Annotated in this window: 22 protein-coding genes; 14 read left to right on the forward strand and 8 right to left on the reverse strand. The window is 54.7% G+C overall.

Annotated features, from left to right (window positions below):
- Window positions 1-44: 44 nt before the first annotated feature.
- From BED41_RS03020 to BED41_RS03030, 3 genes are all read left to right on the forward strand, one after another.
- Complete coding sequence (locus tag BED41_RS03020; protein WP_008710335.1) at window positions 45-1,004, forward strand: TAXI family TRAP transporter solute-binding subunit; 960 nt, start codon at window positions 45-47, stop codon at window positions 1,002-1,004.
- Window positions 1,005-1,111: 107 nt separating this feature from the next.
- Window positions 1,112-3,085: a TRAP transporter permease gene (locus tag BED41_RS03025; protein ID WP_066742945.1), complete on the forward strand. Its 1,974-nt coding sequence runs from the start codon at window positions 1,112-1,114 to the stop codon at window positions 3,083-3,085.
- A gap of 5 nt (window positions 3,086-3,090) precedes the next feature.
- The gene (locus BED41_RS03030; protein WP_066742948.1) at window positions 3,091-4,428 is read left to right on the forward strand and encodes an aspartate aminotransferase family protein; all 1,338 of its coding nucleotides are present in this window, start codon (window positions 3,091-3,093) and stop codon (window positions 4,426-4,428) included.
- 150 nt (window positions 4,429-4,578) lie between these two features.
- On the opposite strand, the gene BED41_RS03035 is transcribed toward BED41_RS03030, so the two are convergent.
- From BED41_RS03035 to BED41_RS03045, 3 genes are read right to left on the reverse strand one after another with little or no spacing between them, the layout of a single operon-like run.
- On the reverse strand, window positions 4,579-5,136 hold the full coding sequence (locus tag BED41_RS03035) for a hypothetical protein (RefSeq protein WP_066742951.1): 558 nt from the start codon (window positions 5,134-5,136) through the stop codon (window positions 4,579-4,581).
- Between the two features lie 5 nt (window positions 5,137-5,141).
- Window positions 5,142-5,951: an AAA family ATPase gene (locus tag BED41_RS03040; RefSeq protein ID WP_229712424.1), complete on the reverse strand. Its 810-nt coding sequence runs from the start codon at window positions 5,949-5,951 to the stop codon at window positions 5,142-5,144.
- Window positions 5,952-5,956: 5 nt separating this feature from the next.
- The gene (locus BED41_RS03045) at window positions 5,957-7,417 is read right to left on the reverse strand and encodes a hypothetical protein (RefSeq protein ID WP_157102244.1); all 1,461 of its coding nucleotides are present in this window, start codon (window positions 7,415-7,417) and stop codon (window positions 5,957-5,959) included.
- 169 nt (window positions 7,418-7,586) lie between these two features.
- Here BED41_RS03045 and BED41_RS03050 point away from each other — a divergent pair, with 169 nt between their 5' ends.
- Complete coding sequence (locus tag BED41_RS03050) at window positions 7,587-8,207, forward strand: SGNH/GDSL hydrolase family protein (protein ID WP_066742959.1); 621 nt, start codon at window positions 7,587-7,589, stop codon at window positions 8,205-8,207.
- Between the two features lie 57 nt (window positions 8,208-8,264).
- On the opposite strand, the gene BED41_RS03055 is transcribed toward BED41_RS03050, so the two are convergent.
- Both BED41_RS03055 and pepF read right to left on the reverse strand, forming a co-directional pair.
- Window positions 8,265-9,194 carry an MBL fold metallo-hydrolase gene (locus BED41_RS03055; RefSeq protein WP_066742962.1) on the reverse strand — a complete coding sequence of 310 codons (930 nt, stop codon included), beginning with the start codon at window positions 9,192-9,194 and terminating at the stop codon, window positions 8,265-8,267.
- Complete coding sequence (gene pepF / locus BED41_RS03060) at window positions 9,194-11,089, reverse strand: oligoendopeptidase F (RefSeq protein WP_229712380.1); 1,896 nt, start codon at window positions 11,087-11,089, stop codon at window positions 9,194-9,196. Before pepF ends, BED41_RS03055 begins: the two co-directional genes overlap by 1 nt.
- A gap of 135 nt (window positions 11,090-11,224) precedes the next feature.
- Between pepF and BED41_RS03065 the strand changes: the two genes are divergently transcribed.
- The 5 genes from BED41_RS03065 to BED41_RS03085 all read left to right on the forward strand — a co-directional run bounded on the left by BED41_RS03065 (window position 11,225) and on the right by BED41_RS03085 (window position 16,172).
- Window positions 11,225-12,409: a MalY/PatB family protein gene (locus tag BED41_RS03065; protein WP_229712381.1), complete on the forward strand. Its 1,185-nt coding sequence runs from the start codon at window positions 11,225-11,227 to the stop codon at window positions 12,407-12,409.
- A gap of 18 nt (window positions 12,410-12,427) precedes the next feature.
- On the forward strand, window positions 12,428-13,210 hold the full coding sequence (locus tag BED41_RS03070) for a fumarylacetoacetate hydrolase family protein (RefSeq protein WP_157102245.1): 783 nt from the start codon (window positions 12,428-12,430) through the stop codon (window positions 13,208-13,210).
- 155 nt (window positions 13,211-13,365) lie between these two features.
- Window positions 13,366-13,962 (forward strand): L,D-transpeptidase, encoded by a 597-nt coding sequence (locus tag BED41_RS03075; RefSeq protein ID WP_229712382.1) that lies wholly within the window; start codon window positions 13,366-13,368, stop codon window positions 13,960-13,962.
- A 191-nt stretch (window positions 13,963-14,153) separates the two neighbouring features.
- Window positions 14,154-15,032: a MurR/RpiR family transcriptional regulator gene (locus tag BED41_RS03080; RefSeq protein WP_084002219.1), complete on the forward strand. Its 879-nt coding sequence runs from the start codon at window positions 14,154-14,156 to the stop codon at window positions 15,030-15,032.
- A gap of 150 nt (window positions 15,033-15,182) precedes the next feature.
- Window positions 15,183-16,172, forward strand: coding sequence for an ornithine cyclodeaminase family protein (locus BED41_RS03085; protein ID WP_066742974.1), 990 nt, complete (start codon window positions 15,183-15,185; stop codon window positions 16,170-16,172).
- A gap of 117 nt (window positions 16,173-16,289) precedes the next feature.
- Here the strand turns inward: BED41_RS03085 and BED41_RS03090 are convergent, their stop codons facing one another.
- Window positions 16,290-16,691 (reverse strand): helix-turn-helix domain-containing protein, encoded by a 402-nt coding sequence (locus BED41_RS03090; RefSeq protein WP_084002220.1) that lies wholly within the window; start codon window positions 16,689-16,691, stop codon window positions 16,290-16,292.
- 999 nt (window positions 16,692-17,690) lie between these two features.
- Between BED41_RS03090 and BED41_RS03095 the strand changes: the two genes are divergently transcribed.
- The gene (locus BED41_RS03095) at window positions 17,691-18,974 is read left to right on the forward strand and encodes a Synerg-CTERM sorting domain-containing protein (RefSeq protein ID WP_066742980.1); all 1,284 of its coding nucleotides are present in this window, start codon (window positions 17,691-17,693) and stop codon (window positions 18,972-18,974) included.
- A gap of 267 nt (window positions 18,975-19,241) precedes the next feature.
- On the opposite strand, the gene BED41_RS03100 is transcribed toward BED41_RS03095, so the two are convergent.
- Window positions 19,242-20,270 (reverse strand): DUF3089 domain-containing protein, encoded by a 1,029-nt coding sequence (locus tag BED41_RS03100; RefSeq protein ID WP_066742982.1) that lies wholly within the window; start codon window positions 20,268-20,270, stop codon window positions 19,242-19,244.
- 116 nt (window positions 20,271-20,386) lie between these two features.
- Window positions 20,387-21,076 (reverse strand): GntR family transcriptional regulator, encoded by a 690-nt coding sequence (locus tag BED41_RS03105; protein ID WP_066742984.1) that lies wholly within the window; start codon window positions 21,074-21,076, stop codon window positions 20,387-20,389.
- Between the two features lie 199 nt (window positions 21,077-21,275).
- Here BED41_RS03105 and BED41_RS03110 point away from each other — a divergent pair, with 199 nt between their 5' ends.
- The 4 genes from BED41_RS03110 to BED41_RS03125 all read left to right on the forward strand — a co-directional run bounded on the left by BED41_RS03110 (window position 21,276) and on the right by BED41_RS03125 (window position 24,603).
- Complete coding sequence (locus tag BED41_RS03110) at window positions 21,276-22,259, forward strand: tripartite tricarboxylate transporter substrate binding protein (protein WP_066742986.1); 984 nt, start codon at window positions 21,276-21,278, stop codon at window positions 22,257-22,259.
- 68 nt (window positions 22,260-22,327) lie between these two features.
- Window positions 22,328-22,768, forward strand: a complete 441-nt coding sequence (locus BED41_RS03115) for a tripartite tricarboxylate transporter TctB family protein (protein ID WP_066742988.1) — start codon at window positions 22,328-22,330, stop codon at window positions 22,766-22,768.
- A gap of 14 nt (window positions 22,769-22,782) precedes the next feature.
- A complete protein-coding gene (locus BED41_RS03120) occupies window positions 22,783-24,282 on the forward strand; it encodes a tripartite tricarboxylate transporter permease (RefSeq protein ID WP_066742991.1) in 1,500 nt (499 codons plus the stop codon).
- Window positions 24,283-24,336: 54 nt separating this feature from the next.
- Entirely contained in the window at window positions 24,337-24,603 is a 267-nt protein-coding gene (locus BED41_RS03125; protein WP_066742994.1) for a citrate lyase ACP, read from the forward strand.

Below are 24,603 nucleotides of genomic sequence, written 5' to 3' on the forward strand. Positions count from 1 at the left end.
CAGAGGTTTTTATCGGCAAGATTACATAACAGGAGGAATATATAATGTTTAACAGAAAAATGAAGATGGGTTTTCTAAGTTTCGTGGTATTCAGCCTTCTCCTCGCAACAGTTATGACGGCCAACGCAAAAGAGTTAAGCATGGGCACAGGGGGGACGGCGGGGACATTTTTCCCTCTTGGAGGGGCGATCGCGAATACGATCAATAAACATTCAAAGGGGATAAATGTAACCGTGCAGACGACGGATGGTTCCGTTAACAACGCCCATCTTCTTGGAAAGGGCGACATTGACGTTGCCCTCATACAAACCGACATCACATACTATGCGTATAATGGTATGGAGATGTTTAAGAACAAGTATCCCAATTTGACGGCAATTTGCAGAGTATATCCCGATACGACCCACATAATCGCCAAAGGAGACGGCAGTATAAAAAGCATTTCCGACCTGAAAGGAAGATCCGTCTCCGTCGGTGCGCCAGGCAGCGGCAATGAAGTTACCCTGCGGCAGATACTGGGTACGGCTGGCATTACATATAAGGATTTAAAGCCGTTTTACCTCTCCTTCAGCGAATCCTCAGAGCACTTTAAGGATGGCCATATTGACGCGTTTCATACAAACTCAAGCGTGCCGGCGGCAATCGTCCATGATTTGAATTCTTTGAACAGGGTGACGCTTCTTCCCGTTGGAGGAAAGCTGAGAGAAGATATAGTAAAAAAATATCCCTTCTATACGCCTGTGACCGTCCCCGCCAATACATACAAATATCAGACTGCCCCGTATGAGACGGTGGCCGTTCAGGCACTGCTGATAGTTGATTCAAAATTACCTGAGGATATTGTCTACGGGATGACAAAAGCACTTTTTGAGAATCTTGACGAGGTTAAAACAGCGCATTCCGCCGCCAAAGGAATGTCATTGAAGACAGCGTTGGATGGCGTGGCAATTCCTCTGCATCCAGGTGCAAAAAGGTATTTTATGGAAAAAGGTGTTTTGAAATAAAAAGTAACTTACGTAATTAAAAGGGTTCTTCGCGGAGGTCCTATTTTATATAAAAATGGAAGAGAAGGGCCCTTTTATTTTTGATCTCCGAAGGGGGAAGAAACATAATGAGCTTTGATACAAAGAGCTTTAACGCTACGGAAAATGAAGCAGCAGCAGAAAAAATGCTCGAAAAGTTCGATAAAGAATCTACCTTTAGAAAACTTGCGGGGAAGTGGAACATTTTTATATCGCTGCTATGCGTAGCCTTCTCGGTTTTCCAGACCTATACGGCCGCGTTTGGCGTATTTCCCGCCCAGATACAACGCTCCATACATCTTGCATTTGCTCTGTCTCTGGGGTTTTTACTCTATCCGGTAACGTCCAAGAAATCACGCTCAAAAATGGATCCGATAGATGTTATTTTAGCTTTAATCAGCGCAGCCGCCTGCCTTTATATCACGGTATACTACCACGATATTATGATGCAGGGTGGTATGGCGACGATCCATGATGTCGTCCTGGGGAGTGTTCTTGTCCTACTCGTATTGGAGGCGACAAGAAGGGTAGTCGGGGCACCTATGACGGTCGTGGCGGTGTTGTTTCTGATCTATGCAAAGGTGGGGCCGTATATTCCAGGTTTCATGGGACACCGCGGTTTTTCTGTGGAAAGAATCATAAGTCATATGTATATCTCCACGGAAGGTATTTTCGGATTGCCTCTTGGTGTTTCCGCAACCTTTGTTTTTATGTTCGTCCTTTTCGGGGCGTTTTTACAAAAATCAGGGTTGGGGAAATTTTTCATAGACCTTTCTCTCATATTGGCAGGACATAGAGTTGGGGGCCCGGCAAAGGTCTCTGTTTTTGGGAGCTGCCTCTTCGGCACCATATCTGGAAGCTCCGTGGCAAATACAGTTACGACCGGTGTATTTACGATCCCGCTGATGAAAAAAATCGGTTATCCGGCGGCGTTTGCCGGCGGTGTGGAGGCGGCGGCCTCTACAGGAGGCCAGATAATGCCGCCGATAATGGGTGCGGCGGCATTCATCATGGCGCAGTTCCTGGGGATAGCATACGTGAAGATCGCCGTTGCGGCGACGCTGCCTGCCATTCTCTATTATACGGGTGTTTGGGTTATGGTCCATATGGAGGGTAAACGGCTGGGGTTGAAGGGGATACCTAGAGAAGATCTGCCAGACCTTAAGCAGACTTTGGCGGAGGGGGCTCATCTGTTTCTCCCAATAGTCATTATTGTGTATCTCCTTCTAAAAGGTTATACGCCAATGACCTCCGCGCTGATCAGTATAATCTCCACGGTTGCGGTAGCGATGCTTAGGAAGAATACTAGGTTTACCAGGAAAACTTTGTTTGACGCTCTTGAGACGGGAGCTAGGTCTATGATCGGTGTCGCTATCGCCTGCGGCTGTGCCGGAATAATAATAGGCGTGGTTACGCTGAGCGGTATGGGGCTGAAGATCGCTAACGGCATAATATATCTGGCGCACGGCATGCTGCTGCCCACGCTGTTGCTGACGATGTGCGCTTCGATGATATTAGGGATGGGGCTTCCGACAACAGCGAAGTATATCATCCTGGCTACCATGGCCGCCCCTGCCATCCAGCAATTTGGCGTACCTGATATTGCCGCTCATCTGTTCATTCTCTACTTTGGAATAATGGCGGATATCACCCCACCGGTGGCGCTGGCGGCCTTTGCCGCTTCCGGCATCGCAGGTTCGCATCCGATGAAGACGGGAGTTAACGCCGTTAAGATCGCCCTGGCCGGGTTTATCGTACCATACGCATTTGTATATAATCCGGAACTGCTTTTTATTGGAGATCCTCCTAAGCTGCTTGTCTGCCGGTTTGTCATCACGGCTATTTTAGGAACGTTCTCACTTGCCTGCGCGGCTTCCGGATATTGGAAACGGGATCTAAAACTGGTGGAGCGTGTGATGCTGTTTGCCTCGTCGTTCTGCCTCATAGACCCAAAGGGTTTCACTGATGCTGCGGGACTGGGACTCTTAATAGCGGTTTATCTGTCACAAAAGTTTTTTTCGAATGACAGAGCACGTATTGATATTGAGAAAGAGGGAGCGTAAGTATTATGAACCATGCTTTTCCGCGTAATTTCAAATCAGAGTATTTAAAGGCAGAAAAGGGCGCCGGGATATATATTTTTGACGCTGACGGCAAGGAGTATATCGATGGATGCAGCGGCGCTCTCGTCTCCAACTTGGGACATTGCGTAGACGAAGTCATTGAGGCGGTCAATCAGCAGTATAAAAAACTTGAGTTCGGACATCCCTCGCGCTGGTCGTTCCCAATTGTGGAAGAGGCGGCTGCCGCCGTTGCGGAGATCGCCCCAAAGGGTCTGGACACAGTATGGTTTGTCAGCGGCGGAAGCGAAGCCGTTGAGTCGGCGCTGAAGCTTGCGAGGCAGTATTTCTACGACAGAGACGGGATTTATACGAGCAAATCTTTGACGATAGGCCGCTGGAATTCTTTCCATGGGAATACCCTGGGCACGATGGCTGTAGGAGGGGCGATGTCCAGGCGCAGGATATTCTCTCCGCTGTTTAAGGAATCTCCCAAAATAGAGGCGACATATTGTTACAGGTGCCCATTTGGGTTGAAACAGGAATCATGCAATACGCGCTGCGCATACAGGCTTGAAGAGGAGATAAGACGCGTAGGGCCGCAGTATATATCCTCATTTATCGCCGAACCGATCGTCGGTTCAACTGTCGGCGCATTGGTACCGCCAGATGAGTATTGGCCGATAGTCCGCGATATATGTACCAAATATGATGTTCTTTTAATTGCCGATGAAGTCATGACAGGATGCGGCAGGACGGGAAAAGGTTTTGCCGTTGATAACTGGAACGTTGTCCCCGATATAATTGCCACGGCGAAGGGGCTGGCGGCCGGTTATGTTCCTACCGGAGGTATGATCGCGAGCACCAGTATCGTGGATACGATACGTAATACAAGCGGCGGGTTCATGCACGGCCATACCTATAACAGCAATCCGATAGCGGCAGCGGCGGTAGTTGCGGTCATGAGGTATATGAAAGAACATAAGGTTATCGAGAATGTCGCGAGGAACGGAGAATATCTGATCTCCGGAGTTCGTAAGATAGCAGCGGAGAATCCAATCATCGGCGACGTTCGTGGCAAGGGGTTTATGTGCGGTGTTGAAATAGTCAAAGACAAGGACACTAAAGCGCCATTTGAAAAGGGCGTTGGCGCCGCGGGCGTAGCCACAAAAGAATGTATAAACGCAGGTCTGATAATCTATCCCTCCGGCGGGATGATCGACGGTGTGGAGGGAGACAACTTCCTCCTCGCGCCGCCGCTTGTTACAACGAAAGAGGAGATAGATCTGATCCTTGAGAGATTAAGCAAAGGTATGTCAGCCGCTTCAAAGAAACTTTTGAAATAGACGGTATCTGGAAAATTATAAAGAGGCCCCGACATCTTAGTAACGTAAAGATGCCGGGGCCTCTTATCGGTGCCATTATAATGTTATTTAGTTTTTGTCGTTAAAAATTTCCGCGACTTGCGGCTCAGCCGCCTCATAAGAAGGCTGCTTTTACAACCCCTCCAGCCTCTCGTAATCCTTTGAAGTTATCATTGCCGCTTCGGCGGAGTTTTCGATGAGCAGGGCGATTATTTCATCGGTGCGGTGTGTCATCGCCTTTTTGTGGATCTTTTTGAGCAGCGCGGCGGGGGCGCGTTCGGCTATTTCACAGCCCGCTTCGCCGGTCTTCGAGTGCCACTTTGAGTATAGCTCCACGAGCCACTTGGCCTCGGGCGAGATGTCGCGGAAGGCGGCCATGCCGGTTTTTTCATTTGGTACGGACTCTATTTCGACGCCGCTTTGGGTGCAGCGGACCATGAAGTCGCGGAATACCTCGTCCATCGTCAGCGCAAGCAGCGTCTCCGGCCTGTCGAGTGAACGGGCGAAATCCGACTCCATGAATTTCTGCGCGAAGTCCCAGATATCGAGACGGCGGCGGCAGGCGGCGGTGAAGACCGCTTCGAGATATTCGCGGTGGATCTGCTCAAGCGTCTTTTTAGCGAGTTCGGCGCTGCGTTTTTTCGCCTCCGGTCCGTAGTCGTTGTATATTGCAAAGGTTGATTTCAGCATGGCGTCTAGTCTCTTTCCCGATAGCCGTCCATCTTGAGGGTGGCGGCGCGTCTTGCGTCTTCTTCCGTGATTTTTTCGGCATATTCTTCGGGCGGCAGGTTTATCTGCGCCGCGGAGACCTCGTAGTGGAGCAGTTCGAGCGAACGCGCCGGTTCGGAACGTTCCGGCGCGCAGAGCGCGGCGAGCCTCGCCGTCTCCGCGATCGCCTCTTTGGTGATGTCGGTCCGCGGGTAACGCACGCGCGCCACGCGTTCAAGTATCTCCAGCAGCCGCCCGTGGTCCGGCTCCTTCAGCTCTACGGACTGGAAGCGGCGCTCCATCGCGCGGTCGCGGGCGATATAGAGCCGGAACTCTTCGGAGGTCGTCGAGATGAGCATGCTGAGCCCGCCGCTGGTGATGTATGGTTTCAGCGTGTTGAGCAGGTTCGAGGGGCCGGAGTTTTCGCTTAGGCGGTGGGCCTCGTCGACGTAGATGATGATGTTGTAGTATTCGGCCTCGTCAAGGATGTGCTTGAAGCGGAGGTCTCTCTTTTTGCGGTCCTGGTTTATCAGGTCGATGTTGAGTTCGACGACGCGCCGTCCCGCGAGCCGCCGGTAGCGGCCCTCTTCGATGAGCGCCGCGAGCTTGCGTACGGTCGTCGTCTTGCCGCAGCCGGCGGGGCCGGTGAGCGCGACATTGTTCTGCTCTTCGGAGGCGAGGGCGACGGCGATGCGGTCCAGCGCGGCGTAATCTTCCAGTATCTGATCGACGCCGCTGGTTTGCCCGTTAAGTTCACGCCCGTATTTCGCGCAGAGCGGCGGTAATTTCCCCTTCATAAGGCTCAAAGCGTCTCCCCCTCTTCAAGAAGCGAGGCGAGCGTCAGTTTCTCATGGCGCTCAGCCCCCTCGGCGATCCAAAGTTTTGCCGCGCGGCGCGCGCGGCGCAGCTTCACACGCCGTTTGACGGGAGCGGGGCGGGGCTGTTCTTCGAGGGCGGCGTAGGTCACGCGCCCCTCTTTTTCCACGGCGCGTATCTCTTCGTTGAGATCCTCCGGTCTGTAGATGACGTCGGCGGCGGAGACGTAGGTGCCGAAGGCGCGGTTCAGCCGCTCCTCTTCGCTTGCGTGCCAGATGCGCTGGGTGCTCGCGGAATAGAGCGTTTCCAGCAGCTGGCCGTCCTCCGTCCTGCTTTCGAGCGACAGGCGCGAGAAGTTGTCGTAGCCGAAGGTGAAGCTGAGACGGTCCCAGCTCTGGCGGAATTTATCAAGGTAATTAAGGAGTCCCCAGCGGTCCAGCTCTGGGATGAGTATCACGGCGGAGCTCTTTGTGTTTTGCGCCGCCGCGCCGATCGCGGCGATCAGGAGCGGCGCGAAGCCGCGGTCCGCCGAGGCGCTGCCGCTGGAGCAGACGAAGAGCGGCCGTCCCTGCGGCGCGCTGAGGTATTCGCCGAGCTTTAGGGTGTTCAGGCTGCGGAAGAGTCCCGCGCCGCGTCTCATCAGGGTTATCAGCGCGCGGAAGTCCGCCGTGCTTGCGTCGGCCTGCATCTTGATGCAGCGCTGGGTGTTGGTGTTGTCCCCGTTTGTGGAGAGCAGATCGGCGAAGGGCAGGGGCGCGTCGCGGTCGCCGTTTTTCTGGAAGCGCAGCTCATGTTCGAGGATATACCTTGCGAGGGCAAACTCCCTGGTTATAAAGGCGCTGGCTGCCTCCGCCTCTTTGAGCCGGTATTTTACGGGAAGTATCCCCGTCTCGCCGCCGATCGTCTTGGTCATCAATGTTTCGATGAAGCGGTGCTGGCGGCAGAATATCTGGAACAGGTTCAGCGACGGCAGGGTGCCGATCACGCCCTCCTCTCCCTCGGCTCCGGCGCAGGCCGTGAGGTTGTGGACGACGTTTTTCGCCGTCTCCAGCATGTAGAGAAGCATTCTGTCGGTGACGAGTTTGCCGAGGTCGTCGAAAAATTTATCGTTGGCGTCGCGGGATTTTATCTCCTGATAGACCGCCTGGCGTATGACGTAGGCGATATTTTCGCTGCCCACTCCGATATCTTCGTTGGCGATGAAGGGTTCGATGAGGTCTGGAATGAGGGACCCCTCACTTGAGAGGTCGGCCAGCAGCGCCTCCCGCGCGAAACTCTCGTAGAGCCGCCCTTTATGGTCCAGCACGATGAGCGCGCGGTCGGGAAAGGACTCCGGCCACGTCTCTATGATCCTGCCGATGCTGGCGTTTTTCCGTTCGCTGTTACCGAGCAGGAGCGTGTCCTCCCCGCATATCAGCCCGGCGCTGAAATCTTCGATCTCCACCATGATCATTCTCCGTCCGCGGCCTTCGCCGCCGGTATTAAAAGCAGCTTTTTAAGCAAAACAAACAATTAAGGTCCATACCACGAAAAAGAATAACATAGAGCGGCGAATTTGAAAATGTATCGGCCGCGCGACATAAAAAAGCCGCGGCCTTCGGTGCTAAAATAGAACGATGAAGAGCATTCTATGTTTTGGCGATTCGAATACTTACGGTTACATCGCGGGCGGTCTTGGACGTTACAGCTTTGATGTGCGCTGGCCGGGACGGCTGGAGCGGCTGCTCGGTCCCGGGTGGCGCGTCGTTGAGGAGGGGCTGTGCGGGCGCACCACCGTCTTTCGTGAACCGGTGCGGCCCGGCGGAGCGGGGATAGATTACATTTCTCCCTGTGTCGCCTCGCACCGCCCCCTTGATTTTGTCGTTCTGATGCTCGGCACCAACGACTGTAAGGCGGAGTTTCACGCCTCCGCGAAAGAGATAACGGCGGGGCTGCGCCGGATCGTCGATGTCGTGAAGGCCGAGACCTCCGGCGCGGCGAAGATCCTCATAATCTCGCCGGCGTCTTTAGGCGAGGGTGTCTGCGGCGGCAGTGATTTTGGTTTTGACGCCCGTTCGTACCATGTCAGCCTTGAACTTGCGGATAGGTTCGCGGAACTAGCAGGGGAGAGGGCGTGCCTGTTTCTGGACGCGGCGCGGATCGTTACGGCGAGCGGCGTCGATTTCGTCCATCTCGACGAGAGGGCGCATGATTTGCTTGCACGCGCGGTGGCGGAGATAATCCTGAGAGAATACTGAGAAAAGAAAAACGCGGGTATGCGTATATTCCCCATACCCACGCTTTTTCAGTTATTTTTACTTTTTGCGGCTGTTTGAGTACCAGCAGGATAGTCCCTGCGCGTTGAGCTCGAGATCGACGCGCAGCGACTCTTCGACCGTCGCGGCGGGCAGCGAGGTGCCCTCTTTCTCCGCGGTTTCTCTATAAAGTTCCGCCAGCCCGGCCTTTATCTTTGCCTTGTCGCCGGATGCGGCCTCCGTTATTTCAACATATTTTTTTACACCCTCGGTCAGCAGCGCCGCGTTTTTACGCACGTTCGTCAGTTCGCCGAAGTGGGTGATGAATATCTGTTCCGGCGCGAGCGCGACGATCTTTTCCGTTGTCGCGGTCATCGCCGCGGGATCAAACTGGACGGGGGAGGCGGTGGGGAAGGCCCAGCGGCCGTCCGCGCCCTTCATCCAGCGGTATGAGATGCCGAAGGCGTCTCCCGCGAAGAGCGACCGTGTGCTCTTTTCAAAGAATATCATGTGGTGCTTCGCGTGACCAGGCGCGTCGTAACAGACGAGCGTCATCTCCCCGAATTTGAGTTCGCGCCCATCCTCCGGCGCGATGACGCGCTCCTCCGCCACGGGGATTATCTCGCCGTAGATACGTTCCGTCTCCGCCTCGCCGTAGACCGCCTTGACGCCCTCGACGAGCTTTGCGGGGGATACCATGTGGCGCGCGCCGCGCGGGTGGACGACGAGTTTCGCCTGCGGGAACTCCCGCATGTAGCTGCCGGCGCCTCCCGCGTGGTCGAGGTGGACGTGGGTGACGCAGATATAATCGATATTTTCACGCTTCACGCCGAGAGCCTTGAGGGCCGCGAGCAGATGAGGCAGCGAGGCGTTATGCGCCGTTTCGATTATGGCGGCGCGCCCCTCGGAGACCAGCAGATAGATTGCCGCCATCCCCTCGCTCTCGTAGTGTGCGTCGATGCCGTATATACCTCCGCCGTAGCTGCGCATTAGAGAATCGCCTCCATCTCGTCGAGGGTCTCTTCAAACTGTTTTACGACCGCTTTGACGGGTTCGGGCGTGCTCATATCCACTCCCGCGCCCTTCAGCAGTTCGATGGGGTAGTCGGAGCCGCCCTTTGTGAGGAAGTTCAGATACCTTTCCGTCGCGGGCGCGCCCTCCTCGAGGATGGCCTGCGCGAGCGCGGTCGCCGCCGAGAAGCCGGTGGCGTACTGATAGACGTAGAAGGGGCTGTAGAAATGAGGTATCCTCGCCCATTCCATTTTCAGAGGTTCGTCGATGACGATCATTTCTCCATAGTATTTCCTGTTGAGCTCATACCACAGCTGCTTTAGCCCCTCGGGCGTCGTGTCGCCGCCGTTTGCCGCGCGCAGGTGCACCTCGCGTTCAAAAGAGGCGAACATCGTCTGGCGGTAGACCGTCGTGCGGATATTTTCAAGGCGGCGGTTCAGCAGGTAGAGACGGCGCTTCTTCTTTTCCGTCTCGGAGAGCAGCCCGGAGAGGAAGAGCACTTCGTTCGTCGTCGAGGCCACCTCGGCGGTGAAGATGCAGTAGTCGGAGGTCGCGTAGGGCTGGCTGCGGCGCGAGTAGAAGCTGTGCATGGAATGGCCCATCTCATGGACGAGGGTCATTACGTCGTTGAGGTTGTTTGTATAGTTCATGAATATATAGGGGTGGGTGCCGTAGGTGCCCCACGAATAGGCGCCGCTGCGCTTGCCGCGGTTGGGGAAGATGTCCGCCCAGCCCTCGCCGAGCCCCGCGCGTACCTGCGCGAGATATTCTTCACCGAGCGGCGCGAGATAGTGGAACATCATCTCCTTCGCCTCGCTCCAGGCGATCTCCTTAAAGGGATCGGCGACGAGGGGGACATAGAGGTCGTACATATGGAGCTCCTTGACCTTCAATATCCGTTTGCGCAGCTCCATGTAGCGGTACATCGGCGCGAGGCTGCCCTCGAGCGTGTCCACGAGGCTGTCGTATACGGAGATGGGGATATTGTTGGCGTCGAGCGCCTCCGCGAGCGGCGATTCATACCTGCGGCACTCGGCGTAGAACTTCGAAGTCTTGAGCATGCCGTCGAAGGTTGCGCCGAGAGTGTTCTTCATCGCGGCGTAGGGGGTGTAGAGCGATTCGAAGGCCGCCTTGCGGACCGAGCGTTTGGGCGAACGCAGGTAGGAGACGGCGCGTTCCTCCGACATCTCGACCTTTTCGCCCTTCTCATCGCGTATCGGGGGGAACTCCATGTCGGCGTTTGTCAGCATTGAGAAGGCGTTGTCCGCCACGCCCGCCATGTCGCCGGCGCGGGCGATTATCAGCTCCTCGGCCTCCGAGAGGACGTGGGCGCGCTGACGCAGCAGTTCGCGCAGAGAGAAGGCGTAATCGGCGAGCTCCGGCGACTTCGCGAACTCTTCGAGGCGCTCCTGCGGCATATCGAGGATCTCCGGCGTGACATAGCTGGCGCAGGCGGAGAACTCCACTGAAAGGGCGGAGACCCGATTCGCCGGTCCCTGGTATTTAGAATCGGCGGTATCTTCGTGGCTCTTCATGTTCGCGTAGACGAAGAGCTTGCCGAGGGTTATCGAGAGCTCGTCGCGCAGCGCGAAGAACTTCGCCATCTGCGCTGGCGACTCGGCGAGCGTTCCCTTGTAGGAGGCGATCTCCGGCAGACGCGCCCTGAGCGCCGCGAACGCCTCTTCCCACCTCTCCTGCGAGGGGTAGATATCCTCCAGCCGCCATTTATAATCCGCGGGCATGGCGGCGCGTTCCGGCAGCACCGCGCCGCGTCCCAGCTCCAGCTCCGCCGCCTGTTCGCTCCGGCGAAGATTAGAAGTTTTCTTAGTGGGCGAACACGCGGGCGTCTCTGCCGATGTATTTTTTATAGACATTGCTCATTCCTCCAGTTTTTACGTCGTTATATTTGACAGTTTTTCTATTCTACCTCAATTTATGCTTGCATATACAGATAATAAAGCGGAAAATATAGATGAAAAATCCGGCGCAGGCCATAATAACGGGAGGACATGATGAAATACGATTTCAATAAATATATAGACAGAAGGGGCACCGACTGCGAAAAGTGGGACGGCCTCAAGGATGATTTCGGCCGCGACGACCTGCTTGCGATGTGGGTCGCCGACATGGACTTCCCCGCGCCGCCCGAAGTGCTGGCGGCGATACATAAGAAGGTCGACGAGGGCGCTCTCGGTTATCCGATGATCCCCGACTCACTGCGCGACGCGATATGCGCCTGGGAGCGGGAGCACTACGGCTGGGAGTTCGGCCGCGAGGCGCTGAGCTGGGCCCCGGGCGTCGTCGCCGGACTGTCGTTTGCGGTAATGGGCCTCACCAAACCCGGCGACCAGATAATAATCCAGACGCCGGTCTACATGCCCTTCTACCGGACGGTCCGCGAAGCGGGGCGCATCATCGTCAAGAACCCGCTCATCTATGAGAACGGCCGCTATACGATGAACTTCGACGAGCTTGAAAAGCTCGTCACCCCGACCTGCCGCACGCTGATCCTCTGCAGCCCGCATAACCCCGTGGCGAGAGTCTGGAGCCGCGAGGAGCTCGAAAGGCTCGCCGACATCGCGGTACGCAAAAATATGATCATCATTGCCGACGAAATACACCAGGACCTCGTCTTCAGCGACGCGAAGCACATCTGCATCGGTTCGCTGCCGGGCATGGCCGAGCGCACAGTCACCTTCATCGCTCCGAGCAAGACCTTCAACATCGCGGGGATGAAGGCCTCCGTTGCGATAATCCCCGACGAACTTCTGCGCGGGATATACGTCTCGGTCCTTGAGAGATTCCATCTCAACTCGATAAACATCCTCGGCATCACCGCCATGGAGGCCGCCTACGGCAAATGCGGCGAATGGCACAAAGAGCTGATGGACCACCTCGAAGGCAACCGCGATTACATGGAGGCCTTCGTCAAAGAACGGATGCCGAAGGCGCACATGGACCATCCGGAGGGCACCTACATCTTCTGGATAGACTTCCGCGGCTACGGCTTCAACGACGAGACACTGACGGACTTCCTTGTCAACGAGGCGAAGGTGGCGCTTGACCCCGGCACCTGGTTCGGCGTCGAGGGCGACGGCTTCGCGCGGCTCAACATCGGCACGACGCGTGCCATGCTCAAAGAGGGGCTGGAGCGTATCGCCGATGCGCTCGATAAAAGAGAGAACGGAAAATAGGATAAAGGAGAAATCATTGTGGCTAAAAAAGAGGCACCAGTGCGTTACTGTCGTTTTATGGTCGACGGACGCTCGTACAGCGGTCAGATACGCGGCAATTCGGTCGATATAGTGGAGGGGGACCCCTTTTCGGGGATAATCTCGCAGATAAGGCTGAGTTACCCCGTGGAGCGCGTTAAGTTCCTGCCGCCCTTTGCGCCCAAAAAACTCTGGTGCATCGGACGCAACTATGTGGGACATGTGAAGGAGCTAGAGCATGAAATTCCCTCGGAGCCGCTGGTATTCCTCAAAGCGACCTCCTCGATCATCGGAGCGAACGACTTTATCCGCATTCCTGCCTGGGCCGGTACCATCCATTACGAGGGAGAGCTAGCCGTCGTCATCGGCAAGGGCGGAAAGAACATCAGCGAGGAAGAGGCCTACGAACACGTCCTCGGCTATACGATCATGAACGACGTCACGGCGCGCGCGCTGCAAAATAAAGACGGCCAGTGGACGCGGGCCAAGAGCTTCGACACCTTTGGCCCCCTGGGTCCGGCAATCTTGCTGACAAAGGAACTGCCGAAGGAGACGCGCGTCGTCACGCGTCTCAACGGCAGGGTGGTACAGGATGGGGCGATCGAACAGATGATATTCCCCATTCCGCGCCTCATCTCGCACATCAGCCGCTTTGCGGCGCTTGAAGAGGGCGATATAATCTCCACCGGCACGCCGCAGGGCGTCGGCGAAATAAAGGCGGGGGACCTCATAGAGGTCGAAATCGAACCCATCGGAATGCTGAAAAACATCTGCAGCGAATAACCGGGGATATAACAAGTTATGTAAGGAATCCCCGCGGCATTAACGTCGGACGACGGAAGGCCGCGGGGATTTTTGTCTTGAGGATTGATAGGATATAATGCGGCATAAGGTGCCGTGGACGTTGTCCGTATAAAATCCGCCGGAGGTGTGAAGCTGTGTCTGTCATTTTTTCAAGGGCTGTAAGTGAAAAATCCGTAAATAAGGGGCGGTTTCGCCGTCTGGCGCTGCTTTTGCCGCTGCTGTTATCGATTGGCCTCTTCACCGAATGCGCGGCCCTTTCGTCCGAGCTGGAGCGCATCACTGAGGAGGAGGCGCTTGAAGCCGAAGCCGTCCTAAACGAAGAAGACGACGACTGGCTGCTGATAAGAAAAAAACAGAAACGGCTCTTTGTGGTCCGAAACAGGAAGGTCATCCGGTCCTACGCCGTCGCCACCGGCGTCAACGACGGGCAGAAACAAAAACCCGGCGACGGGCGGACTCCGGAGGGGGTATTCAAAGTGTTGCAGATACAGAACGCCTCCTACTGGACGCACGACTTCAGGGACGGCAAAGGCGAGATCAAAGGAGCCTACGGCCCCTGGTTCATACGCCTCAAGACACCCTGGCGCGGCATCGGCATCCACGGAACGCACGACCCGCAGTCGATAGGCAAAAACGCCACCGAGGGCTGTATCCGCCTGCGGAACGAAGAACTCAAAGATCTGAAAGAAAAATATATAAAACTGTCGATGGTTGTCGTTATCAGAAAATAGCGTGTGCCGCCTGACGGTTCGCGGAAAAAACGGGGAGCGTACCGGCGCGCCCCGTTTTTTGTCAGCGATTATAATATTTATTTTACTTATCGTTAAATTTACTAAAAAAATATTTGACATATCATAAATATATGATAATATTCAGACGGAATAAATAGTCAATTAATATTATATAAAGGAATGAACAGTCTATGGACAGAAAGGATTGTGAAGGAGGATTGCTCGCCGCTATCCGCGGGAAGAGGGCGGCGCTCAGTCCGAGGCAGGCGGCAGTTGCCGATTATATCCTGAAGAACTATCAGAATATGGCCTATGTCACACTTGCGCAGCTGGCAAAAGAGGCGGGGAGCGGGCACGGAACGATCGTGCGGCTTGCGGAATCACTCGGCTACCCAAGCTTCTCCGCGATGCAGGCGGCGCTGCGCGCGGAGATAGAGCGGGCAAAGCCGCAGCGGCTGGCGGGGTTCTCTCCGCGTTCGAAGCATGGTACGCGGGTCTATGATACGGTCTTTGAGCTGGAGGACGCGATCATGAGAGAGGCGCACGCGATGATCGACGCCGAGGAATTTGAACTTGCGGCGGCGCTGCTCGCGGAGGCCCCCTCGGTGGTGGTCGCCGCTTCGGGCAGCAACGCCTTTCTCGGGGACTACGCCGCCTACTTCCTGAGCGTGCTGCGCGGCGGCGTCATAAACGTGAAGGTTCCCGATATGGCGGAGATCGAGAATATCTGCGACAGGCCGGCAGGAAGCGCCGCGCTGGTATTCAGCCTTCCTCGCTATCCGCGGGCCGCGCAGGAGATAACTGAGCTGCTGCACAGCCGCGGGATAAAGATCATCGGCATATCCGACGCGCTGAACTCGCCGATCGCCGACAGGTGCGACATTCTCTTCGTCGTGCCGCAGAGGTACTTGTCGTTTATCGATCCGTGCGCGGCGGTGATGTCCCTCGTACACTCCCTTCTTTACGGGGTCTATCTAAAGACGCGGGAGAGCGGCCGGGCGCGCCTTGATATTTTCGACCGCTCTCTGAAAAATCTTTTTGTGAGAGCCGACGTCTCCGCGCCTGATTAGCGCTCTGCCCGCTATGGGTGCAGGCGCGTACGGAGTTCAGCTGCGAAATTTAAAGATTTTCTATCTCTGTAATGTTCAGAGATGAAAATAAAGACCTGTGCTTTCAAAGAGCGCAGGAAGAAATCTATCATAATCTAAGGAGGCAGGAATATGGCATACGATGTTCGTTTTATCTCCCAGGCTGACGTGGAATCGCTGGGAATTTCGATGAAAGAGGTAATGGACGGAGTGGAGACCGGTTGGCGCATGAACGGGGAGGGTAAGACGGAGCTGCCCGCTAAGATCGGCATTCACCCGCGCGGCAACTGCTACATCCATGCCATGCCCTGTTGGATCGGCGGCGATACGGACATGGCGGGGATGAAATGGGTTGCCGGTTTTCCGATGAATCTTGAAAAAAGGCTGCCATATAACAACGGGATATTCGTCCTCAACGACACGGAGACCGGCGTCGTCAAGGCGATAATGGACTGTAACTGGATGACCACCTGGCGCACGGGAGCTGCCGCGGGGTTGGGGGCGAAATACTTTGCCGCGCCAGACTCCGCCGTGGTCGCCGTCATTGGCCTTGGAACGATTGGAAAGATCACGCTGCGCGCCTTCAAAGAGGTACTGCCGGCGATGAAGTATATCAAAATTTATGATCCGATCGCGGAACAGTACGGTCGTTTCATCGATGAAATGCGGGAACTCCTTCCGGGTGTGGAGTTTATAAAATGCGGATCGGTGCGCGATGCCTGCGCGGATGCCGACGTTGTGACAAGCTGCGCGCCGATCCTCGACCAGCCGCGGCGCTCGGTCAGCGCCGATATGCTGAAAGAAAACGTCTGCTGCATCACCAGTGATTATGATTCGACCCTCTGCGCCGACACCGTGAGCGGCGGACGCTCCTTCGTCTGCGACGACCGCGGCCAGTATCTCTGGACACAGGAGCACGGAGTCTACTTCCAGAACGGTTACCCGCTCGCGGAGGGTATCTACGCCGACATGGGCGAGATAATCGCCGGGAAAAAACCGCCTGTATTGGAGGGACGCCGCGTCTGCCTGTTCATGGGTATCGCAAGTCACGACGTGATGACCGCGAAACTGATTTTGGAGAAGGCGGCGGAGAAAGACGCCGGGACGATGCTGAAACTGTAACGCCGCGGTAAAATAAATCGTATGGGATAGTCAGCCAAGGGGAGGAGCTTCGTGCTCCTCTCTTTTTTATTTGTGTTATAGCCAATAAATTTTGGCTATAACCTATAGAAATAAAATCTATTTATTGCTGATTTCGTGTATGCAGGCGGTAAGAAGTGACATCACGGCGGCCCTTTCTTCCTCGCTCATGTTCGAGCCGTCGTGTTTTAATGTCTCAAAAATTATGGCAAGATTTAATAAAGGAGAGCTTTCTCGCGTTATGCCTGTATATTCGTCCCTCCTTGCCGCGGTCTGTGCCTTCGGCGCCGGCGGCAGGTGGTCGTCCGTCTCCCCCACAAGGTAGGCGGAGGTGGTGTTGAGCAGCTTTGCAAGCTCGGCCAATATATCTGCCCGGGGTACGCGCACCCCGGTCTCCCAGTTGATGATCGAATTCCGCGAATACCCAGACTCCTCCTCCATCCGGTACTGACTCCATCCCAAACGTTCCCTGCTGATCTTAAGCCTATCGCCAATTGCCATTTTTCTCACCTACCATACGAATAGGCTACATGAATGGCATGAATATTTATAGACATAATAAATTAGCTGCAACAGTAGACATACGTATTCTAATAGGATAGAATAACGACATCAAAAATAGGCTGTCAATAAAAACGTATCAGCGAACAAGATATTTTTATCACCAAAATATCAAATATCGGACCATAAAAAGGGGAGATTGGCATAGTATCCAAAAACTGACCGCAGCATTTTTATCTCATTGTGCGCCTCCGTGGCTCTGCTCTTTTTCCTGCTCAGGGATATGAGCGGGTTGTACGCTGTTTGTAAGTGAAGGTATATCCAGACCATTTGCCAGTAAAGGGGGAGGGAATGATAAAAGGGATTTTTGCGACGTTTGACCACGCGGATTTTTGGCATTGAAGAAGGCGTTCCCAAACAAATGAAAGGGGAAATATGATAATGACGAAGCTAAGAAAGTACGGAATAATTTTTCTTGTGTTGCTGATGGCGCTGGTCACGGTGTTTGCATCAAGTGCGCTAGCGACAACCAGCGATGATTTAAAAACGGCTTTTAGTAGTGGCGGAAGTATAAAGCTTGACAGCGATGTCGCTATGGGGGCTGAAACACTTAACTTGTCTGCTGATAAATCACTGACGCTTGATTTGGCCGGATTTACAATCAGCGCTGACGAACGTGATGATGGAGTTATTATAGTTGATCAGGACAAGAGCAGTTTGACCATAATTGACTCTTCTTCCGCTAACACTGGTAAAATTACTCGCGAGTCAGATAGCAAGTATTATGGCGTAGTTCGCCTCATAGGGGATACTACCGTTGAACATAATAGCCCTAACAACGTATCCGTTACGATTGAAAGCGGCACTATAGTAAGCCCATATTATAGTGTAGTTGTTAAGGGGAAAGGAGCTGTCCTTACCGTAAACGGCGGTACCATCGAGGCAACAGATAGTACTGGATGCGCTATTTCAGGTAATGGACGCGTAAAAGACGGTAGAGTGAACAATGGCGGAACTGAAATTAACATCACAGGCGGTAAACTTATCGGCGGAACAGAGAGCGGCGGAAATGCCATCTACCACCCGCAGTTAGGCACGCTCAATATCTCAGGCGGTGAGCTAAGCGGTTACGACGGTATCCAGTTTAAATCCGGCTCGTTAAAACTGTTGGGCGGAACAATTACCGCCACCGGAGCCAAAGTTACGCCTGTCGCAAACGATAATGGAGCCGTCGGCACAGGGGCGGCGCTGTCACTCATCACAAGTTCTGCGTATATAGGTAGTATGGATGTAGTAATTGCCGGAACGGCAAAACTCGAAGCGACGGGGACGGGCGCGTCTGCTGTTTATGAAGGAATTCATGAAACAGGAGATACCTCCTCTGCAAGCGAACTGAAAAAGTTCGCCGTCTCCAGCGGCACCCTTATCTCTAGCGGAGACGCTCTTTCATTTACTTCGGAAGGCATAGAAGAAGTTATTACTATCACCGGCGGCATCTACAGCAGCGATCCGACTGAGTATGTGGCAGAAGGATATGAGGTTGTGCCGGTCGGAGATATGTGGCAGGTGCAGAAAACGCAGCCGGTCGGCCCGGTCACGCCTGTCATCGAACCTATTGCACCGGTCCTTCCTGACGTCTCCGACGATGTAAAAGAAGAGGTCAAGCCGGTAGTTGGTGCTACGGAGACAGACACTGCGGAGGCGGCCGCCAAGCTCGACGGCATTACGGAAGATATGCTTGAGATAGACAAGGACGAAATCGTAGCGGTAAAGGCGGATACGGTGGTAAAGGTCGTTGAAAATATAGCGACGCTGGAAAACGTCACCTCCGCCGATGTGCTTCCGCTTCCCGTGTTCACGGCGAAGGTCGAGAGCAAAAAGACGGTAATGATCAGCTTCTCCCTCGCCGGTGCGGATTTGAAGGCGGCAAAGCCGGAAGACGTTAAAGTGCTGAAGGTACTGGGCGCGGACAGCGGCAGACTCTTCAAGTACGCTTCGGATATCACGGCTGATATGGATGAAAAATTCACCATTCAGAAGGTGGACGGAACGATATTCAAAGGCGCGATAGAGGGAAGCGAGACGTATATTCTCTCGATCTTCATCAAAGACGGCGGCGCCTTTGACCTTGACGAGGCCGACGGCTCGGTGGCCGACCCCGTGGCGATACTCGCCACTAAGACGGTAGAACCGCACCACAGCAGCTCCAGCGGCTGTAACGCGGGATTTGCGGGACTGCTTCTGCTTGCGGCGGTTTCCTTTATTTACCGCAGGAAGAGGTAGCGCTGGGAGTTTAAAAAAGGCAAGATATGAAGTTCAGGGCGGCGGATGTTTCGCCGCCCTTTTCGCGTCTCACCGGCAATATACGCGGAATATAAAGCCGGTATCTTTTCCTCCATACCGCTGCGGTTGGCGGCGTAAGGAGTACAATAACCGCCGTATAGCCGCGCGGTGTATCGCACGGCTATGAAGTTGTTATTTTAACTGTTTATCAAATAGTTTTGCGTGAAATTCAATATTGCCGTACACCAACCGCGGAGATGGACTCTTTTAATGGGTTTTATTAAAAAAGGCTTCGATCCGCTCTGCGGCGTTCTGACGCAGATTCATATAGTAGAAGCCGTAGTCCCAGCCGTGGTATATGCCGCTGCCGAATGGGACGGACTTTATTTCGTATTTGTCCCGGTCTACGGAGGCGCATTTTACCACGCCGCGCTCTTTGTCCACCGCGGCGTCGGCGATGCCGGGATTTTCCAGTTTAAGCCCTGTCGGCGAGTCGGGTGTCTCTTCCGTCATGCTGCCCAGATTGTTGCCGGCGACGGCCACTGTCTCATCAAGCGTCCATGATATTGGGTTTATTGATATGCCGCCGTCGAGCAATACGGGGTTGTCTCCGGAGACGACGGGCGCCTCGGTATTGTAGGAGACGATTACGCCGGTGTCGTTCGCTCCCGCGGCAAATTTTAGATGTGTGTTCTGTGCGAGATAGTCCTTGGTCACTGAATATCCGATCACATAGGCCGCGATCATCCGTTCGTAACGCTCAGGATGTCTCTTCATATATTCGGCAAGGACGAATGTCAGGAGGTTTGAACCCTGCGAGTGTCCGGCAAGTATATATGGGCGCCCGTGGTTGTAATTTTCAAAGTAATAGTCCAGCGCTGCGAAGACGTCGGCCTTTGGTTCTCGCGAGGCGATCCTGTTGCGCTCCTCCTCGGAGATGGAAAGGACGTATGCCGCGTCCATCTGTCTGTAATATGGCGCGTAGATATTGGCGGATGGCTCAAAGACCGTCGCCTGCTGCGCAAATATCTTTTGGGCTCCGGCGCGCATCGCCGCGTTGTCGATGGAACAGATTACCGGCTCACTGTCGTTAGCCCTTGCATAGGCGGTGGGGTAGAGGTAGATGACGTCCGCAGAATGCACCGCCGTCTCCGGCAGATGCAGCCAGTTCTCTGACCTGGAATAATCAGAGGGCGATACCGCCTCTCGATGTGAACCGCCGCAGCCGCCAAGCAATATAACGGCGCATAAAACGGCCAGTAAAACGCAGATACTTTTTCCTCCGTGGATTTTCATTACGCAGCCTCCCATGCATAGAAATATGTGGAAATAATTACCCTAATAAAAGCAGCGTTCGTACTTAAACGGCAGAGAATATCATGCCGCGGCCTTATATGGTTAAAACAGCTGGCCTATATGCGTCCCTTTCTCTGTTTCCAAAGCTTGAGATAGGCGCGCATCGCATCGCGCAGGTGTACGGAGGTGGCGTGCGCCGCGCCTTCGTAGTCTTTTTTCTCCACGAGGCGGATTATCTCGGCATGTTCTTTAAGCGCCTGTTCGGTACGCGAGGCCTCCTTAAAAGAGGTGAAGCGGAAGGTGCGCAGATACTTCTGCGTTGTTTTTATCTGTTCCTTGAGCCGCGGCATCTCGCAGCTGTCATAGATGCGTTCGTTGAACTTCGCCGTCCAGCGGCAGACCATCTCGATGTCGCCCGCGGTATGGGCCTCTTCGGCCTTGCGGCAGTACATCTTAAGCTCTTCGAGCTCTTCTTTTGAGATTTTATCGATCACTATCTTTATCGCGCAGACCTCGAGCGCTTCGCGTATCGTATAGTATTCGCGGATGTCGTTTTCCGTATATTCGGCGACGATAAGTCCCTTGCGCGGTATCTGGTTGATGAGCCCCTCGCTCTCAAGCATTCTCAGCGCTTCGCGTACGGGCATGCGGCTCACGCCAAGCTGGTCGGCTATCTCCGTCTCTATCAGCCGCTCGCCGCTGGGGATGTCTCCGTCGAGTATCTGCTTGCGCAGCAGATTGGCGACCTCCGCCCTCAGGGTGCTGCTTGGCGCTATATCCAGCTCCGCATCCAGTTTTATTGCCACAACGCCGTCCCCCTTGTCCCATCTTCCAACTTATATGATAAGTAAATACTAACATAAAAAACCAAATATTCGTCCGTCATAAAATATGAGAAATTTTTGTTTTTCAATATTGACTTTCCGCTCCTTAGGGATATTATATAACTACCGAGGATACATGGATACATGGATACATAATAATTTTTGTGGGAGGAATTATCACATGAAGCGTTCAGCATTAGTATCGGCTCTGGCAGCATTGTTTATTACCGCGTTTGTATTTACCGCGGCGGCGGCGGATTATCCGTCGAGACCCTTTGAGTTTCTTGCCCCGGCCGGCGCCGGCGGCGGCTGGGATACGACGATAAGAATGGTAGGCAAGACGCTCGGCGACTTGAAGATCATCTCCCAGCCGATGCCTGTCACCAACAAGCCCGGCGGCGGCGGCGCGGTCAACCTCGCCTATATGCAGAAGAAGAAGGGCAATCCATACACGATTACCGTCTATTCGCCGCCCATCCTTCTCATCAACCTCACAGGACAGACGAAGCTTGGTTATAAGAACCTGACCCCCATCGCGATGCTGATCAACGATTTCGGAGCTTACGCTGTGCCGAAGAATTCAAAGTTCAACAGCATGAAGGATGTTATTGAGGCAATCAAGAAGGACCCCAAGAGCGTCAAGGTCGGCGGTACGAGCTCGGCGGGCAGCATGGACCATCTGCAGTTCCTGCAGGCGGCGCGCGCCGCGGGCGTAAAGAATCTCAAGGAGATCCCCTATATCTCACTTCAGGAGGGAAGCATGGCCTCGCTGATGGGCGGCCATATCGATCTTCTCTCGACCGGCATGGCGGAGACGGTGGGCGCGCTCGAGGCCGGAGACATCAAGGTACTCGCGGTGAGTTCGCCCACGCGCATCAAGTCCGGCCCGCTCAGCAAGGTGCCGACTCTTAAAGAGAGCGGAATCGACACGGTGTTCATCAACTGGCGCGGGATTTTCGGCACCCCTGGTATGGGCAATGCGGAGCGCGACTATATGACAAACGCGCTGAAGAAGATGTCGGAGAGCAAGGAATGGAAAGATATCTGCCTTAAGAACGGCTGGGAGGCGGTCTATATGAACGCCGATGAATTTACGAAATTCCTTGACAAGACCAATGAAGAGTATAAGGTCATCCTTGGAGAGATCGGTTTCTTAAAACAGTAGCGAAAGATAATTTGAATATCGGCGGCGGGGTGACCCAGCCGCCGGTTTAACGTAAGGGGTGGATTTTTATGAATGCGGATATTATCGTCGGCCTTTTTTCTGTCGTCTTCAGCATCGCCTATGTGGTTGCGGCCTGGCTGCTGCCCGCCGCGTCGATAGGCGACCCGATGGCGCCGAAGTATTTCCCCTTGGTCGTCGGCACGATGGGGACTATTTTTTCGTTGATGCTTTTATATCGCGGCGCCAAGCGCGGCCATGTCGCAAAGGCGGGCAAAACGCCCGACCAGGGCCATTGGGTGCTGATCGGCGGCCTCATAGTCTGCTGTCTCGCCTATGCGGCGATCCTTGAGACGGCCGGTTTCCTTGTCAGCACGCCGCTCTTTCTCGGGGCGATGCTCTTTCTGATAAACGGTGTCAGGGGCTGGAAGGTCAATGTTTTAACGGCGCTCTGTTTTTCTTTCGGTATCTGGTATGTCTTTGACAGAATATTTCAGATCACGCTGCCCTAGGAAAGGGATTTAAGATGGAAACTATAAATTTGCTGTTATCAGGTTTTGTCAACGCGCTTACCCCGCTCAACCTAGTTTGGCTCTTCGCCGGTTCCACGCTGGGTACGGTACTGGGAATGCTTCCCGGCCTGGGGCCGACCACCGGCATCGCCCTTCTGATGCCGCTCACCTTCACGATGGCTCCCGATACGGCCCTGGTCACGATGTGCGCCATATACTACGGCGCGATGTTCGGCGGTTCACGCAGCTCCATCCTGCTGAATGTCCCAGGAGACGGCGCCGCCGTCGCCTCTTGCTTCGACGGCTACCCGATGTCCACCTCCGGCCATGCCGAGGAGGCGCTGGCGATATCGGCGATCGCCTCATTTATCGGAGGTCTGATCGCGACCGTCGCCTTTGTGGCGGTCGCCGTCCCCGTCGCGCGCTTCGCGCTTAAATTCGGGCCGCCGGAGTATTTTATGCTGATGTGTTTCGCTCTTGCCGCGACCGCCGCGATATCTAAGGAGGCGATGCTCAAGGGGCTGCTTTCGATGTGCCTCGGGCTGATGATTGCCACGGTCGGTATTGACCCGCAGTCCGGCGCCATCCGCTTTACCTTCGGAGTCACGGCGCTGCAGACGGGAATAGATTTCGTCGTCGTCATCATCGGCGTCTATGGGCTTGGGGAGGTATTCCATAACATGGACCATATTCGCTCCGAGACGGCGGTCAAGGTGCAGTCCAAGTTCGGCCGGATCTGGGTGTCGATGGCGCAGTTCAAGCGCTGCTGGTGGCCGATGATCCGCCAGACCCCAATCGGCTTTATCATCGGGGTGCTGCCGGGCGCGGGCGCGACGATCGCCGCGCTGATGGCCTATAACAATGAGAAACAGCTCTCTAAAAATCCGGAGAACTTCGGCAAGGGAGAGATAGTCGGGCTGGCCGCGCCGGAGGCGGCGAACAACGCCTGTTCCGTCGGCGCGCTGATTCCGATGATGACCTTAGGCGTTCCCGGTTCTGGGACGACGGCGGTTATGCTCGGCGCGCTGATGATCCTCGGGCTTCAGCCGGGGCCGCTGCTCTTCCAGCAGCACGCGGATATCGCCTGGACGGTCATCGCCAGTATGTTCCTGGGCAACGTCGTCTGCGCCTTCATCAACATCCCGCTGGCGAGCGTGCTCGTGCGAGTCCTCTCCGTGCCGACAAAAATACTCTATCCGCTGATCATGGCGATGGCGCTTATCGGCGTCTATACGATCAATTTCAGTGTCGTTGACTTCGTACTGCTTGTAATATTCGGCCTCGTGGGATATTTCATGAAGAAATACAAGGTGCCCACCTCGCCGCTGATACTCGCGGTCGTCGTCGGCGTCTCGATGGAGCAGTCCTTCCGGCAGTCGATGATGCTCTCCGACGGAGACGTTTCGATTCTTTTCCGTTCGCCGATATGCTGGGTCCTCTTCTTCCTGACGATCTTCTCGATCATATGGCCCTTCATCAGCGAATGGCGGAAAAAGAAAAAGGCGGCGGCTTAGACGCCGCGGAGAGATTCTTTTCCCTCTCCTCAATTACGAAAGGTGATGAGTGGATTGTTACTGCTTCACACGGCAAACGCCGGAACGTTGGAGTCCTCCGACTGTTTTGTGACGGTTGCTCCGAACGATGACTTTGTTCTCGACTACAGAGGCGCGAACAGCGCCGTATTTGCCAAAAGGACAGAGCGGCTTGTGCGCGGCATGCTCGCTGAACACGCCGTCGGCGGCGCTAAGATTACTATACAGGACCAGGGAGCCATTGAGATAACGATAAAGGCGCGGTTGGAGACGGCTCTCCTGCGTGCTTCGAGGGAGGAATAG

This window comes from Cloacibacillus porcorum, assembly GCF_001701045.1.
GTDB lineage: Bacteria > Synergistota > Synergistia > Synergistales > Synergistaceae > Cloacibacillus > Cloacibacillus porcorum.

What these genes read in the sequence shown, in the direction of transcription:
- BED41_RS03020 (WP_008710335.1), top strand. Translation starts at nt 45, where the DNA reads ATGTTTAACAGAAAAATGAAGATGGGTTTTCTAAGTTTCGTGGTATTC.
- BED41_RS03025 (WP_066742945.1), top strand. Translation starts at nt 1,112, where the DNA reads ATGAGCTTTGATACAAAGAGCTTTAACGCTACGGAAAATGAAGCAGCA.
- BED41_RS03030 (WP_066742948.1), top strand. Translation starts at nt 3,091, where the DNA reads ATGAACCATGCTTTTCCGCGTAATTTCAAATCAGAGTATTTAAAGGCA.
- BED41_RS03035 (WP_066742951.1), bottom strand. Translation starts at nt 5,136, where the DNA reads ATGCTGAAATCAACCTTTGCAATATACAACGACTACGGACCGGAGGCG.
- BED41_RS03040 (WP_229712424.1), bottom strand. Translation starts at nt 5,951, where the DNA reads ATGAAGGGGAAATTACCGCCGCTCTGCGCGAAATACGGGCGTGAACTT.
- BED41_RS03045 (WP_157102244.1), bottom strand. Translation starts at nt 7,417, where the DNA reads ATGGTGGAGATCGAAGATTTCAGCGCCGGGCTGATATGCGGGGAGGAC.
- BED41_RS03050 (WP_066742959.1), top strand. Translation starts at nt 7,587, where the DNA reads ATGAAGAGCATTCTATGTTTTGGCGATTCGAATACTTACGGTTACATC.
- BED41_RS03055 (WP_066742962.1), bottom strand. Translation starts at nt 9,194, where the DNA reads ATGCGCAGCTACGGCGGAGGTATATACGGCATCGACGCACACTACGAG.
- pepF (WP_229712380.1), bottom strand. Translation starts at nt 11,089, where the DNA reads ATGTCTATAAAAAATACATCGGCAGAGACGCCCGCGTGTTCGCCCACT.
- BED41_RS03065 (WP_229712381.1), top strand. Translation starts at nt 11,225, where the DNA reads ATGATGAAATACGATTTCAATAAATATATAGACAGAAGGGGCACCGAC.
- BED41_RS03080 (WP_084002219.1), top strand. Translation starts at nt 14,154, where the DNA reads ATGGACAGAAAGGATTGTGAAGGAGGATTGCTCGCCGCTATCCGCGGG.
- BED41_RS03085 (WP_066742974.1), top strand. Translation starts at nt 15,183, where the DNA reads ATGGCATACGATGTTCGTTTTATCTCCCAGGCTGACGTGGAATCGCTG.
- BED41_RS03090 (WP_084002220.1), bottom strand. Translation starts at nt 16,691, where the DNA reads ATGGCAATTGGCGATAGGCTTAAGATCAGCAGGGAACGTTTGGGATGG.
- BED41_RS03100 (WP_066742982.1), bottom strand. Translation starts at nt 20,270, where the DNA reads ATGAAAATCCACGGAGGAAAAAGTATCTGCGTTTTACTGGCCGTTTTA.
- BED41_RS03110 (WP_066742986.1), top strand. Translation starts at nt 21,276, where the DNA reads ATGAAGCGTTCAGCATTAGTATCGGCTCTGGCAGCATTGTTTATTACC.
- BED41_RS03115 (WP_066742988.1), top strand. Translation starts at nt 22,328, where the DNA reads ATGAATGCGGATATTATCGTCGGCCTTTTTTCTGTCGTCTTCAGCATC.
- BED41_RS03120 (WP_066742991.1), top strand. Translation starts at nt 22,783, where the DNA reads ATGGAAACTATAAATTTGCTGTTATCAGGTTTTGTCAACGCGCTTACC.